This is a genomic window from Pseudoalteromonas sp. 4NS20-0020, assembly GCF_057554385.1.
The window spans coordinates 303397-316917 of record NZ_BAAJMI010000004.1; the positions used below are offsets into that span (position 1 = coordinate 303397).

The 13521-nt window shown below is 40.2% G+C and carries 12 protein-coding genes; 8 read left to right on the forward strand and 4 right to left on the reverse strand.

Translation table 11 applies throughout. The features are described from left to right. Positions 1-38 precede the first annotated feature (38 nt). The 4 genes from gpmM (at position 39) to AC27JL_RS12000 (ending at position 4838) form a co-directional block, all read left to right on the forward strand. Positions 39-1583: a 2,3-bisphosphoglycerate-independent phosphoglycerate mutase gene (gene gpmM, locus AC27JL_RS11985; protein ID WP_487195702.1), complete on the forward strand. Its 1545-nt coding sequence runs from the start codon at positions 39-41 to the stop codon at positions 1581-1583. A 3-nt stretch (positions 1584-1586) separates the two neighbouring features. Next, a complete protein-coding gene (locus AC27JL_RS11990; protein WP_487195703.1) occupies positions 1587-2726 on the forward strand; it encodes a murein hydrolase activator EnvC family protein in 1140 nt (379 codons plus the stop codon). Positions 2727-2760: 34 nt separating this feature from the next. Continuing rightward, positions 2761-4008, forward strand: coding sequence for a S41 family peptidase (locus AC27JL_RS11995; protein WP_487195704.1), 1248 nt, complete (start codon positions 2761-2763; stop codon positions 4006-4008). An 80-nt stretch (positions 4009-4088) separates the two neighbouring features. Beyond that, positions 4089-4838: a divergent polysaccharide deacetylase family protein gene (locus tag AC27JL_RS12000; protein WP_052242901.1), complete on the forward strand. Its 750-nt coding sequence runs from the start codon at positions 4089-4091 to the stop codon at positions 4836-4838. A gap of 122 nt (positions 4839-4960) precedes the next feature. On the opposite strand, the gene rpoH is transcribed toward AC27JL_RS12000, so the two are convergent. From rpoH to ftsY, 4 genes are all read right to left on the reverse strand, one after another. Continuing rightward, positions 4961-5824 carry an RNA polymerase sigma factor RpoH gene (gene rpoH, locus AC27JL_RS12005; protein WP_008128777.1) on the reverse strand — a complete coding sequence of 288 codons (864 nt, stop codon included), beginning with the start codon at positions 5822-5824 and terminating at the stop codon, positions 4961-4963. A 441-nt stretch (positions 5825-6265) separates the two neighbouring features. Further along, the gene (ftsX, locus tag AC27JL_RS12010) at positions 6266-7252 is read right to left on the reverse strand and encodes a permease-like cell division protein FtsX (protein ID WP_006794807.1); all 987 of its coding nucleotides are present in this window, start codon (positions 7250-7252) and stop codon (positions 6266-6268) included. Next, on the reverse strand, positions 7249-7926 hold the full coding sequence (gene ftsE / locus AC27JL_RS12015; RefSeq protein WP_006794808.1) for a cell division ATP-binding protein FtsE: 678 nt from the start codon (positions 7924-7926) through the stop codon (positions 7249-7251). Before ftsE ends, ftsX begins: the two co-directional genes overlap by 4 nt. 85 nt (positions 7927-8011) lie before the next feature. Further along, a complete protein-coding gene (gene ftsY / locus AC27JL_RS12020) occupies positions 8012-9838 on the reverse strand; it encodes a signal recognition particle-docking protein FtsY (protein WP_487195705.1) in 1827 nt (608 codons plus the stop codon). 206 nt (positions 9839-10044) lie between these two features. Here ftsY and rsmD point away from each other — a divergent pair, with 206 nt between their 5' ends. The 4 genes from rsmD to dnaG all read left to right on the forward strand — a co-directional run bounded on the left by rsmD (position 10045) and on the right by dnaG (position 13468). Then, positions 10045-10650: a 16S rRNA (guanine(966)-N(2))-methyltransferase RsmD gene (gene rsmD, locus AC27JL_RS12025; protein WP_006794810.1), complete on the forward strand. Its 606-nt coding sequence runs from the start codon at positions 10045-10047 to the stop codon at positions 10648-10650. A 145-nt stretch (positions 10651-10795) separates the two neighbouring features. Then, complete coding sequence (gene rpsU / locus AC27JL_RS12030) at positions 10796-11011, forward strand: 30S ribosomal protein S21 (protein ID WP_002957797.1); 216 nt, start codon at positions 10796-10798, stop codon at positions 11009-11011. 19 nt (positions 11012-11030) lie between these two features. Further along, entirely contained in the window at positions 11031-11477 is a 447-nt protein-coding gene (locus tag AC27JL_RS12035) for a GatB/YqeY domain-containing protein (RefSeq protein ID WP_008128764.1), read from the forward strand. Positions 11478-11716: 239 nt separating this feature from the next. After that, the gene (dnaG, locus tag AC27JL_RS12040; protein WP_008128763.1) at positions 11717-13468 is read left to right on the forward strand and encodes a DNA primase; all 1752 of its coding nucleotides are present in this window, start codon (positions 11717-11719) and stop codon (positions 13466-13468) included. The last annotated feature ends 53 nt before the right edge of the window (positions 13469-13521 follow it).

The following is a 13521-nucleotide window of genomic DNA, read 5'->3' on the forward strand; positions in this document are numbered from 1 at the left end:
TGCTAAAGCAAAACAGGTGCTAACTTTTAGGAGTGACTATGACTGAACATAAAAAACCACTGGTATTAATGATTTTAGACGGTTGGGGATATCGTGAAGACGAGCAAAGCAATGCAATACTAGCAGCGAATACCCCCGTGTTAGATAACTTATGGGCATCTCGCCCTCGCACATTAATTTCAGCATCTGGTTTTGATGTAGGTCTTCCTGATGGACAAATGGGTAATTCTGAAGTTGGGCATGTTAATTTAGGTGCAGGACGTGTTGTATACCAAGACTTTACTCGAATCACAAAAGCAATAAATGACGGTGAATTTGACTCAACCCCTGCACTTGTTGAAAACATTGATAAAGCAGTTAATGCCGGCAAAGCCGTTCATGTTATGGGGTTATTGAGCCCGGGTGGCGTTCATAGTCATGAAGATCACATTGTTGCAAGCATAGAGCTGGCTGCAAAACGCGGTGCTAAGGAAGTCTATTTTCATGCATTTTTGGATGGTCGTGATACACCACCGCGTAGTGCCAAAGAATCGATTGAACGTATAGAAGCGTTGTTTGCAAAACTTGAATGTGGTCGGCTAGCAACACTCGTTGGTCGTTATTATGCAATGGATAGAGATAACCGCTGGAATCGTGTAGAAAAAGCCTATGACGTAATGACCTCTGGCATTGGAGAGTTTAACTACAGCGATGGCGTAACCGCATTAAATGCAGCTTATGAGCGCGACGAAAACGACGAGTTTGTTGCTCCTACAACCATTACACCAGCAGGTAGAGAAGCTGCGCAAATTAATGATGGCGACACCGTTATTTTTGCAAACTTTAGGGCAGACCGGGCACGTGAAATTACACGCGCCTTTGTAGAGCCTGAATTTGATGGCTTTACCAAGAAAAAATCCCCCACTCTCAGCGCATTTGTTATGATGACAGAATATGCAGCCGATATAGACGCACCCGTTGCATTTGGCCCAACTCCTCTTACTAACGTATTAGGGGAATGGCTTGAAAAACAAGGGAAAACACAATTGCGTATTTCTGAAACAGAAAAATACGCACACGTTACCTTCTTTTTTAGCGGCGGACGTGAGGACGAATTTGAAGGTGAAACGCGTGAATTAATCCCTTCACCGCAAGTGGCTACCTACGACTTGCAACCGGAAATGAACTCAGAAATGCTAACTGATAAGCTCATAGAAGCAATTAAAAGCGGGAAATACGACGCCATTATATGTAATTACCCCAATGGCGATATGGTTGGCCACTCAGGTGTATTTGATGCCGCTGTAAAAGCTTGTGAGGCCGTTGACACCTGCATTGGCCGTGTAGTTGATGCATTGAACGAATTTGGCGGTGAAGCGTTGATCACAGCCGATCATGGTAATGCAGAACAAATGGCTAACCTTAAAACGGGCCAAGCACATACCGCGCATACAAGTGAACCGGTGCCCTTTATTTATGTTGGTCGCGATGCGACACCATCTGAAGGTAAAGCATTAAGTGATGTTGCCCCTACTATGCTGCACTTAATGGGCATGGAGCAGCCAAGTGAAATGACTGGCACACCCATCATGACGTTGAAATAACCCATGATTAAACGTGTTAACCGATACTTTAAGTGCGGCTTAATACTCGCCTCATTGGTGACTGCATCTGCAGTTGCCAATGAAGATCGCACTAAAAAAGATCTCTCACAGGTGAAAAAAGCACTTGAACAAAGCCAATCTGAGTATAATCAACAACGAAAAAAAATATCTCAACTTCAAAAAAATCTTAAAAGCCATGAGCTTGAAATAGCTAAAAACGCTAAAGCACTTAATATGGCTGAGCAATCTGTTAAAGAAACCCAACAACAGCAAAATCAACAACAAAAAAAAGCTGATGAACTCGATAAAAAACACATCGAATTTCAACGTATTTTAGGAGCGCAACTTAAAAGCGCTTACATGGCAGGTGGTGATGACTACTCTAAAATGTTGCTGAATCAAGAAAACACAGCGCAATTTGAGCGAACACTGAGCTATTATAATTACCTAAACAAAGCACGAATTGAACAAATTGAAGAATTAAAAGAACTTAAACAACAAATCGCGTTAAACCAAGTTGCACTCAATAAAACAAAAGAAAAGCTTTTAGCTTTATACGACGAGCAAAAAAGGCGTCAAACAGCCTTAGTAAATGCACAAAGTGAACGTCAAGCTAACCTTAGGAATCTTCAAGCTCAGCTTACGAGTACTAAAAGCTCTATCGATTACTTAAAAGAAAACCAACAAACCCTTGTTAATACAATTGAAGAATTAGAAAAAGAAAAAACAAAAAAAATAGAATTACTTGGCCTCAATAAAAATAAAGGCAAATTAAACTGGCCTAGTAAAGGTAAATTAAAGCACAAGTTTGGCCAGCGCAAACATGGCGGCATTGATTGGAAAGGCGTGCTAATTGGCGCTAAAGAAGGCGAAAATGTAAATAGCGTGCACAATGGACAGGTTGTATTTGCAGATTGGTTAAAAGGTTATGGTTGGGTAATTGTAGTCGATCATGGTGAAGGATTCATGAGCCTATACGGCCATGCACAAACACTACTGAGAGACGTAGGTGACATGGTACGCCAAGGCGAAACTTTAGCGTTGGTTGGCCAAAGCGGCGGACAGGCAAGTTCTGGTCTATACTTTGAAATACGACACAAAGGACGCGCAGTAAATCCCATAAAATGGTGCAGACGTATTTAATTGAATAAACCGCTGCTCCGCTGAGGAGTAGCTGATGAAAAACAACAATGTAATACCCGCATTTAAAAAAGCAGGCTATGTTTTCAGCCTGCTTTTATTCACCTTTACTTTAGTACTTAACAATGCATTTGCCAGCTCAGTAAAAAACCTTAAAAGCCAACAAATAGATGAAATTTTATTTAACATACACGCCTATTATGTTGACGATTTAGAGCTACAAAACAGCCATTATGTGCAATACAACAACAAACAGTTTGAGCGCTTATACTCAAAGCTAGACCCCTACTCTAAATACCTTAACGAACACGAGCTCGATGCCTTATTTGATAATACCAATGGCCAATATACGGGCTTAGGTATTGAAGTAAAAAAGGTCGATACTGACATAAAAATAGTTAACGTGGTAAATAACTCACCAGCGAAAGAAGCAGGTATTTTAGCTGGCGATATTATTGTTAGTGTTAATCAAAAAACGGTCAATTTGCTCAGCGTTAGCGAAGTCGCAACTTTAATAAAAGAAAATAAATTTACAAAAATTAATCTCACGGTTAAGCGAAATGAAAGCCCAGAAGTTTTGTCATTTAACGTAGCTCGTACGCAAATACAATTAGAGAGTGTAACCAGTAAAGTTTTAGAGTCCGGCATTGGCTATTTAGCTATTAATAGTTTTTCTAATCACACACTACACGAAGTTGCACTGCAAATTGCAGCGATGCAAAATAATTATGATTACCCATTATTAGGGCTTGTAATTGATTTACGTGACAACCCCGGAGGCACCCTAAAAAGTGCGATTGCGGTCTCTGATTTATTCTTAGAAAGCGGAACTATAGTAACAACGAAAGGCAGATACTTTGACGCTAACCAAGCCTTTTATGCTAAACGGGGCGACATACTCAAAGGCGCTCCGATTGTTGTGCTTATTAATGAAAATTCAGCCTCTGCGGCTGAAATTTTAGCCGGTGCCTTAAAAGACAACAACAGGGCAAAAGTGGTTGGAAGCCAATCTTTTGGAAAAGGGTCTGTGCAATCACTTATACCATTAGGTGATGGCAATACCGCTTTAAAACTCACTACCGCAAAGTATTTTACACCTTCTGGTGAATCAATAGATGGCGTTGGAATAAAGCCCGATGTGACGATTAATCAAACAACACTTCCACAAAACAATAAAGCCGTTATAATAAAAAATGAGCAAGTAAAAAATAATCAACACCAGCTTGTTAACACCTTAGCTGATTTACAGTTAGTTAAAGCAAAACAATTACTCAGTATGCAGTAATCTATTTTGTTTGAGCGTTACTGGGCATAAAAAAGATAATAAAAATTATAAACGTGAATACTATTAACAGAAAAATACGGATGTGGCTTTTTTTCAGTGTATGTATCGCTTGCTTTAGCGCTAATGCTAAACAAATAGCGATAGTTATTGATGATATAGGCTATCACCAAAGAGACTTAGATTTTTTAACCTTACCAGGGCAATTGACCTATTCAATTTTGCCCCACACACCCTATTCACAAGTTTTTGCAACACGTGCTAGCAAAGCAAATAAAGAACTGCTTTTACATGTGCCTATGCAGGCACTTAACGGCAAAGCACTAGGGCCTGGTGCGCTTACTCTTGATATGGACAAAGCTCAACTTCAACAAACGCTAGGAACAGCACTAGCAAGTTTACCGCAAGTTAGAGGTGTTAATAATCATATGGGCTCTGCATTAACTCAGCAAAGCCAAGCTATGAAATGGACAATGGAAGTCCTTAAAAAGCGCGAGTTGTACTTTTTAGATAGCCGAACAACTGGCTTAAGCCAGGCACAAAATGCTGCAAACTTTTTTGGGGTTGAAAATATTGGTCGCCATGTTTTTTTGGACAACATAACAACAGCAGATCAACTTCAGTTTAGGCTCGATGAACTTAAACAAAAAGCAACAGATCACAATTTTGCCATTGCAATTGCTCACCCTTATCCTGAGACCATTGCTTTTTTACGTAAAGCCCTGCCTGAGCTTACTCAACAAGGCTATGAGTTAGTACCTGTTTCTCAGTTAGTACAACGTAAATATATTCAGTTAGCGCAAGCTCAAGGGAAAACGATTAGCGCGCGATAATTAAATTAAACAAGGTACTTATCTCTTATGCCCTATAATATTTGTCTACATTATTAATTTTCAACAAAAAAGCCCTGCGTTTTCATGCAGGGCTTTTAAAAATATTACGCTTTTAGAAGGTATCAGCTCATAGCGCTTTGTAACTTTTTCATTGCTGTTTTTTCAAGCTGGCGAACACGCTCAGCAGATACACTGTATTTTTCAGCAAGCTCTTGTAGTGTTGCTTTGTCATCAGACAACCAGCGCGCACTTACAATGTCTTGTGAACGTTCATCTAGTGTTTTAAGTGCACTAAACAAACGAGTATGAGATTGTTCTTGCCACTGTTGCTGCTCAATGTCATCAGCTAAATCAGCAGAACCATCCGTTAAATATTGTACCGGCGAATAAGTGCTTGTTGGGGCGTCATCGTTATCATCACCCGTTAAGTCAAAGCCCATATCTTGACCGCTCATGCGAGATTCCATTTCACGCACTTCTTTTTCGCTTACACCCAGCTCACTAGCAACAGTGCTAACCTCTGCTTGGTTAAACCAGCCTAAACGCTTTTTGTTTTTACGAAGATTAAAAAACAATTTACGCTGTGCTTTTGTAGTAGCTACTTTAACTATACGCCAGTTCTTAAGAACAAATTCGTGTATTTCGGCTTTAATCCAGTGCACTGCAAACGATACTAAACGAACACCCACGCTTGGGTCGAAACGTTTAACCGCTTTCATCAGGCCTATATTGCCTTCTTGAATAAGGTCAGCTTGTGGCAAGCCGTATCCCGAGTAGCTTTTAGCTATATGCGCTACAAAGCGCAAATGCGACATAATGAGTTGCTTTGCAGCACTAAGATCGCCTTCTTCCTGAAGTTTTTTAGCAAGCTCTTGCTCTTCTTCAACTTTAAGCATAGGGATTGTGCTGACCGCTTGAAGGTAGCCATCCATGCTTGCGCTTTGTTGTCCAACTGTAAGTGCCATTGCGTATAAATCTTTACTCATTTTTCACCTCGGTGATAAACATTTGAAACCATCTTAGCACTCTTTCCTGAAGAGTGCTAACCCCAATTTAAAACTTTTTTAAAGCATAAATCAAGCGGTTTTTTAGTGTTATTGAAGTCTACTATAAGCGACTGAATAAGCGATGAATTAAGGGATTGCAGGTGATTAACGCCAGCTTTTCACTCTATTTACAATTCATGCTTGATATGGAGGGTAGTAGATAAATGTGACAGTTTTTATAGGACCTGTACAACCCAACCCAATAACATACGCGCTAAGCACTGAGTTAGTTCACTTGTATTAGCTTGCGCGAATGAGGAAGAGATCAACACGCTTATAAAGTTAAATGTACATTCAAAAATGTTTACTTTAAAGCGAATAAAGCACTAATAGCATAACCTATATAGCTCGCTTGATTAACAGCGTGCTTATAGGTGCGTATTACACTTTGTCTGGCTCTATTTCTTTAATGTATCGATTTACAGATAAGTAAGAGCCAACAAACCCCAAACTTGTAGCAAGTAAAACTAAAAAGCCAAATTCACTAAGCGTTAAACCAATGAGTAAAAAGTTAGTTTGATACACACCAGCCACACTGTTTACGGCTGAAGAAAGCCACCACATCATCAATGCAACTGATATAAAAGCAAATAATCCACCAATAACGCCATACCAAATACCAGTCCATAAAAATGGTGCGTGTATAAACGTATTTGTAGCACCTACAAGTTTCATTACTTGTATTTCTTCTTTTTTATCCATAATCGATAGGCGAATAGTATTACCTATTATGAGAGTTACAGACGTTAATAATAATAAGGTAATGGTTATTACACTTTCTTTTAGCAAGCTAAGCAATGCATTTAAGCGCTCTAACCAGGCTATATCAAGTTTGCCAAAATCAACCTCACGTTCCGCTTCTAACTTAGTCATAAGTACCTTGGCGGCATTAGGCTGGCGGTGCCGCTTAGTAGGCGTAACTAGTACAACATCGGGTAATGGGTTGCTATCTAAATATTCTAGCGCTTGCCCAAAACCTGACACCTCCTGAAACTCTTTTAGCGCTTGCTGTTTTGAAATAAACGTTACACTCTCTACTTCAGGGTATAAGGCTAGGCGCTTAACTAGCGTTGCTGTTTCTTGTTTCGTCATTGTTTGTTTTACAAATAACGATATTTCACTAGCCTCTTCAAAGCCACTACTAACTTGCTGGACATTTTTAACCACTAAGTAAAGTGTGGCAGGAAGCGTTAAGCTTAATCCAAGTACCGCAATTGTCATCATAGATGCCAGTGGTGTACGCCACATTTCACCCAGGCTATGAATCCCTTGGCGAAAAATATTAACGATAAAAAAGTAGCCATTTGAAATAAATGATTTTTTTTGTTTTTCGTTTTTGTTTTGGCGGCTTTTAAACAGTAAACTCATAATGCCCCCTGCGCTAATGGATCTTCAAGCATTCTGCCATCCTTTAACGTTAAGCTCCTATACTTCATGCGTGCAACAAGGCCTAAGTCATGGGTAGCAATAAGTACGGTTGTACCATGCTTATTAAAGTCTTCAAATAATTTAAGTATTTCCATTGAGAGTTCAGGATCTAAGTTACCCGTTGGCTCATCGGCAAGTAAAATTGGCGGAGAATTTACAATAGCGCGTGCAATACCGACTCGCTGTTGCTCACCACCCGACAACATAGATGGATGGCATTTAACTTTATCGATTAAACCCACTTTATCGAGCGCACCATGAACACGCTTTGCGATTTGATTACGATGAGTTCCTTCGATGATCAGCGGTAGCGCGACATTATCAAATACAGTGTATCGTTCTAATAATCGATGGTTTTGAAAAATAATACCAATATCTCGGCGAGCATAAGGGATTTGTCGCGAATTAACTTTATTTAAATCAACACCATTAATAAATACGTTACCAGCAGATGGACGTTCCATTAAGCTGATAAGCTTTAAAAGTGTACTTTTACCCGCACCACTATGACCGGTCAAAAAGGCTAATTCGCCAGGTTTTATATGAAAATTAACTTTTTCGAGGGCACGATGCCCCCCTGGATAGGTTTTACTTACTTGCTGAAAATTTATCATTTTTTATTATGCCAACCTCATTAAAGTGTTAATGCAATTGGTATTCCTCGCAATTAAAAAGGGAGCAAGCTCCCTTCTTGGTAAATTAAGCGTCGTCCTCATCTTGGCTAAATAATGCATCAATAAAGTCATCGCTTTTAAACGAACGCAAATCATCAATACCTTCACCAACACCAATATAACGAATTGGAATGTTAAACTTATCAGCTACAGCAAAAATAACCCCACCTTTTGCTGTACCATCAAGTTTTGACAAAGTAATACCCGTTAAACCTACACATTGGTTAAACAAGTTTACTTGGCTAATCGCATTTTGCCCTGTACCTGCATCTATAGTTAGCATCACCTCGTGCGGTGCATCAGGATCTATTTTTTTCATTACACGAGCTATTTTCTCAAGCTCTTGCATCAAATTATCTTTATTTTGCAGACGACCCGCTGTATCAGCAATTAACACATCTACGTTACGCGCTTTTGCGGCCTGAAAAGCATCAAATACCACCGATGCACTATCGGCTCCGGTATGCTGTGCTATAACTGGAATACTATTGCGCTCACCCCATACTTGAAGTTGTTCAACCGCAGCGGCTCTAAAAGTGTCACCCGCAGCAAGCATGACCGACTTACCTTCATTTTGAAATTGCTTAGCGAGCTTACCAATCGTAGTTGTTTTACCAACCCCATTTACGCCTACCATTAAAATCACAAACGGTTTTTTTTCTGCTGGTATTGTTAATGGCTGTTCAGCAGTCTTTAGCATCGCTGCCATTTCTTGCTTCATTAGCTCATATAAAGCATCACCATCCTTAAGCTGCTTTCTATTTGCACCGTCCGTTAATCTATCGATTAACTTCATGGTGGTATCTACGCCTAAATCAGCCGTCAATAATTGAGTTTCAAGCTCTTCAAAAAGGTCATCATCTATTTTTTTACCACTAAAAATAGACGAAAATCCTGCGCCAATATTAACGCGGGTTTTTAGTAATCCTTTTTTAAGACGTGAAAAAAAGCCTTCTTTCTTAGGCTTTTCTTCTTTCTTAGCTTGCTCTGCTGCAATACGCTCTTGTTCTATGCGCTGCGCCTCTGCTTGCTCTGCTGCAATACGTTCTTGTTCTAAGCGCTGCACTTCGGCTTGCTCTGCTGCAACACGTTCTTGTTCTAAGCGCTGCATTTCGGCTTGCTCTGCTGCAATACGTTCTTGTTCTAAGCGCTGCGCTTCTGCTTGCTCTGTTGCAATGCGTTCTTGCTCTAAACGCTGGGCTTCTGCTTGCTCCGCTGCAATGCGTTCTTGCTCTATGCGCTGTGCTTCTGCTTGCTCTGCTGCAGCACGTTCTAGCTCTATGCGCTGCGCTTCTGCTTGCTCTGCTGCAATGCGTTCTTGCTCTAAACGCTGTGCTTCTGCTTGCTGTGCTGCAATGCGTTCTTGCTCTAAACGCTGTGCTTCTGATTGCTCTGCTGCAATGCGTTCTTGCTCTATGCGTTGCGCTTCTGCTTGCTCCGCTGCAATGCGCTCTTGCTCTATGCGCTGCGCTTCTGCTTGCTGTGCTGCAATATGTTCTTGTTCTAAACGCTGCGCCTCTGCTTGCTGTGCTGCAATACGTTCTTGTTCTAAACGCTGCGCTTCAGCTTGCTCAGCAAGGCGATTTTGTTGCTCCACTCTCTGCTGCTCGGCTTCTGCCTGTTCTTTTGCTAGCAGCTCGGCATTTGCTCGTTCTATTGCTAATTTTTCCGCTTGCTCTGCAGCAGCGCGTTCTTGCTCGGCTTTTTCAGCGGCAACGCGTTCTTCTTCTAAGCGTTTAGCTTCTTGCTCTGCTAAAGCTTGTTGTTTATCAGCCTCTGCTTTTTGTTCGGCTTGTTTTTTATCTGACTTACCAAAGCCGAGCCAAGACATTAATTTACTTTTTTTTGCCATACTTGCTAATAACCACTTATAAAAATCTGATAAACTAAAATTTGAAAATAGCTTGGAAGAGCCAACACACTTTGCCAGCCAAACAACCATTCAAAACATAAGTGTTCAATAGTAACACTTTTAATGCGGTTGAAAAATGAAGCTATACGTAATCTACTACAATATTATCTGAGCTAGATCCCAGATACCATTTTTTAGTGAGCTAAATGAGAAATAAAACAACTAAAAATAAAGCAATTACCAAATCTACTGATGGCTTTATTAGAGTGATAAGTGGGCAATTTCGCGGCCGAAAGCTTCCAGTAAAAGACGTACAAGGTTTACGTCCTACTACAGACCGAATTAAAGAGACAGTATTTAACTGGTTAATGCAAGACACGCGTGATGCTAACGTTCTAGATTGTTTTGCAGGTTCTGGTGGGTTGGGGTTCGAAGCTCTTTCGCGTTTTGCAAGTACTGCTCTTTTTATAGAGCTTGACCCAAGTGCAGCAAAGCAACTAGCGCAAAACATAGCAACACTAAAATTACAAAATGCACAGGTAAGGCACACTAACTCTCTTTCATTTTTAGAACAAAAAAATAGTAATACGCCTTTTGATCTTGTTTTTGTTGACCCGCCTTTTCGCAAAAATTTAGCTCAAACTAGCTGTAACTTATTAGAAATAAATAATTGGCTTAGCGAAGAAGCACTAATTTACCTCGAAGTAGAGAGCGATCTAAATACGTTCAAACCACCTAGTAACTGGCTGTTAATTAAAGAAAAAAAAGCAGGCCAAGTATTTTGTAGACTCTACCAACGCCAGCTAAATTAATACTGTTTTACACTATGCGTTTCTGTTAATATTATCCTTTACATGTGGTGTTGCTTCGGATTACAATACCGCACCATTTTTGAACCACTTGATCAATGTTTGATCAACTTGAGCAACGCTCATAATTTAGGTAGGTGAATTTTTAATGCCAGTAATTAAAGTAAGAGAGAACGAACCGTTTGACGTAGCACTTCGTCGCTTCAAGCGTTCATGTGAAAAAGCAGGTATCCTTTCAGAAGTTCGTCGTCGCGAGCACTATGAAAAGCCAACAGCTGAGCGTAAGCGTAAGAAAGCTGCAGCAGTTAAGCGTCACATGAAAAAACTTTCTCGTGATAACGCTCGTCGCGTTAAATTATACTAATACATTAGGTCTTGTATAAATGAGCCTTTTAATAACGCTAAAAGATGCGCAAAAAGATGCGATGAGAGCTAAAGACAAACAACGTCTTAACCCTATTCGCATGGTACTTGCTGCAATCAAGCAACGTGAGATTGACGAGCAAATAACACTAGACGACGCAGGTATTACCTCCGTTATAGTGAAGCTTGTTAAACAACGTCGCGACTCTTACACTCAGTACAAAGATGCTGGGCGTGATGATTTAGCTGAAATTGAAGCCAATGAAATAGCAGCACTTGAAACCTTCTTACCTCAACAGTTGAGTGACGAAGAAATAATTGCTCTCATTGACGCGGCTATTGCTGATACTAACGCAGCAGGTATGCAAGACATGGGTAAAGTGATGGGTATAATCAAAAGCAAAGCTGAAGGTCGCGCCGATATGGGTAAGATCTCTGGTTTAATAAAGCAAAGATTAACTGCCTAACACTCCCTATACGTAAAGTATAATTGAAGTAAACCGAGCCTTGTGCTCGGTTTCTTTGTTTTTACGTCGCTGAAAAGTAAACGTTATGCCTATATTCAAAAATGAAATTATTTATTCTGACTCTATTTATTTAGCCGTCATTTTGATAAGTTAAGGTCCAATTATTTATACCTTACTAGTATAAATTTTAAGTTTCACTTTCGTTATTCTTCTTAATATTTCAGGACTGTATTTTACTAATGGCTGGAAAGATCCCACGAAGTTTTATAGATGATTTACTTGCCAGAACCGATATTGTCGACCTGATAGACTCTAAAGTTGGGCTTAAAAAAGCCGGTAAAGACTATCAAGCGTGTTGCCCTTTTCATAACGAAAAGTCTCCCTCGTTTACGGTATCGCAAGATAAACAGTTTTATCATTGCTTTGGCTGTGGTGCGAATGGCAACGCAATATCGTTTGTTATGGAATACGACAAACTAGAGTTTGTTGATGCCATTGAAGAACTTGCCAGCATGCTCAACTTGGACGTGCCCCGCGAACAAGGCGGTAGCTCTGCGCCAGAACGTACCGCTGCGCAAAAGCGTTCAGATTACGATTTGATGCTTCATACAGCTCGCTTTTATCAGCACCAATTAAAGCACCACGCTAACTCGGCCGCAGTCATTGACTATGTTAAAGGTCGAGGACTGAGCGGCGAAACTGTTAAAAAGTTTATGGTTGGCTACGCCCCTAGTGAATGGGATGGCTTATGTTTACAACTTGGTCGTAATAAAGAACAAAAAGAGCAACTCGTCGAATTAAAGCTCGCCTCAGAAAAAACACCCGGCAGGCAATTCGACTTTTTTCGCGACCGCTTAATGTTTCCTATTCGTGATAAACGCGGCAGGGTAGTCGCCTTTGGCGGTCGCGTTATGCAAGCTGATCAAGGGCCTAAATATTTAAACTCTCCAGAGACTCGAATTTTTCATAAAGGGTTTGAGCTTTATGGCCTTTATGAAGCTAAACAAGCACACAAAAAGTTAGAGCACATTCTTATCGTTGAAGGCTACATGGATGTTGTTGCACTTGCAGAAAAAGAGATTGAATACGCTGTTGCAGCACTGGGAACCGCCACAACAAGCGAACACATGCATACGTTATTTAGAACGACCGATAAGGTCATTTGTTGTTACGATGGCGACCGAGCTGGACGCGATGCAGCTTGGCGGGCACTTGAAAATGCGCTCCCCTACTTAAATGACGGTAAAGCATTGAACTTTGTATTTTTGCCTGATGGAGAAGATCCCGATTCATTAGTGCAAAAAGAAGGTAAAGAAGCATTCGAACAGCGTTTAAGTGAAGCCGATGACTTTACTAAAGTCATGTTTAACAAATTAAGCCAAGAAATTGATTTAACACTCGATTCGGGTAAAGCAAAATTACTCAGTGCAGCCCTACCGCTCATTGAAAAAATTCCGAGTGAATTTTACCAAGAAAATATTTTAGAGCAATTAGGCAGACTAATTGGGCGCACGCGTGAACAACTTAATAATCGATTAAAAACACCAAAGCAACAGCACTCTATTGAGCGAAAATTTAAAATAACCCCAATGCGACAGGCTATTGGTATTTTAATTCAGCATCCAAACCTAGCTAAAAGTGTTCCTTATTTGCCAGAACTTGCACAAATGAACATTGCAGGTATTGGTTTATTGCTTCGCTTGCAGCAACAAGCACTTGAAAAAGAGACTATCACTACGGCTCAGATACTCGAATTTTTTAGAGATACTGACGATTATGAGCCTCTTATTAAGCTCGCTACTTGGCAACATGAAATAAATGAAGAGCGTTTAGAGACTGTTTTTAAAAATACTTTTAAATTTATTGAAGATCAGTGTTTAAATTATCGACTAGAGACCTTATTAATAAAAGACAAGACACAAGGTTTAAATAGCGACGAAAGACTAGAATGTCATTTACTAATGACAGCGTTAAAAGCGACTAACAGCTAGTCAGATCTAGTTTTGGATGTTATACTGTGCTATTCACTGCGTCACATTGTTCT

Coding starts and splice junctions, on each gene's coding strand:
- gpmM (WP_487195702.1), top strand. CDS start 39: ATGACTGAACATAAAAAACCACTGGTATTAATGATTTTAGACGGTTGG.
- AC27JL_RS11990 (WP_487195703.1), top strand. CDS start 1,587: ATGATTAAACGTGTTAACCGATACTTTAAGTGCGGCTTAATACTCGCC.
- AC27JL_RS11995 (WP_487195704.1), top strand. CDS start 2,761: ATGAAAAACAACAATGTAATACCCGCATTTAAAAAAGCAGGCTATGTT.
- AC27JL_RS12000 (WP_052242901.1), top strand. CDS start 4,089: ATGTGGCTTTTTTTCAGTGTATGTATCGCTTGCTTTAGCGCTAATGCT.
- rpoH (WP_008128777.1), bottom strand. CDS start 5,824: ATGAGTAAAGATTTATACGCAATGGCACTTACAGTTGGACAACAAAGC.
- ftsX (WP_006794807.1), bottom strand. CDS start 7,252: ATGAGTTTACTGTTTAAAAGCCGCCAAAACAAAAACGAAAAACAAAAA.
- ftsE (WP_006794808.1), bottom strand. CDS start 7,926: ATGATAAATTTTCAGCAAGTAAGTAAAACCTATCCAGGGGGGCATCGT.
- ftsY (WP_487195705.1), bottom strand. CDS start 9,838: ATGGCAAAAAAAAGTAAATTAATGTCTTGGCTCGGCTTTGGTAAGTCA.
- rsmD (WP_006794810.1), top strand. CDS start 10,045: ATGAGAAATAAAACAACTAAAAATAAAGCAATTACCAAATCTACTGAT.
- rpsU (WP_002957797.1), top strand. CDS start 10,796: ATGCCAGTAATTAAAGTAAGAGAGAACGAACCGTTTGACGTAGCACTT.
- AC27JL_RS12035 (WP_008128764.1), top strand. CDS start 11,031: ATGAGCCTTTTAATAACGCTAAAAGATGCGCAAAAAGATGCGATGAGA.
- dnaG (WP_008128763.1), top strand. CDS start 11,717: ATGGCTGGAAAGATCCCACGAAGTTTTATAGATGATTTACTTGCCAGA.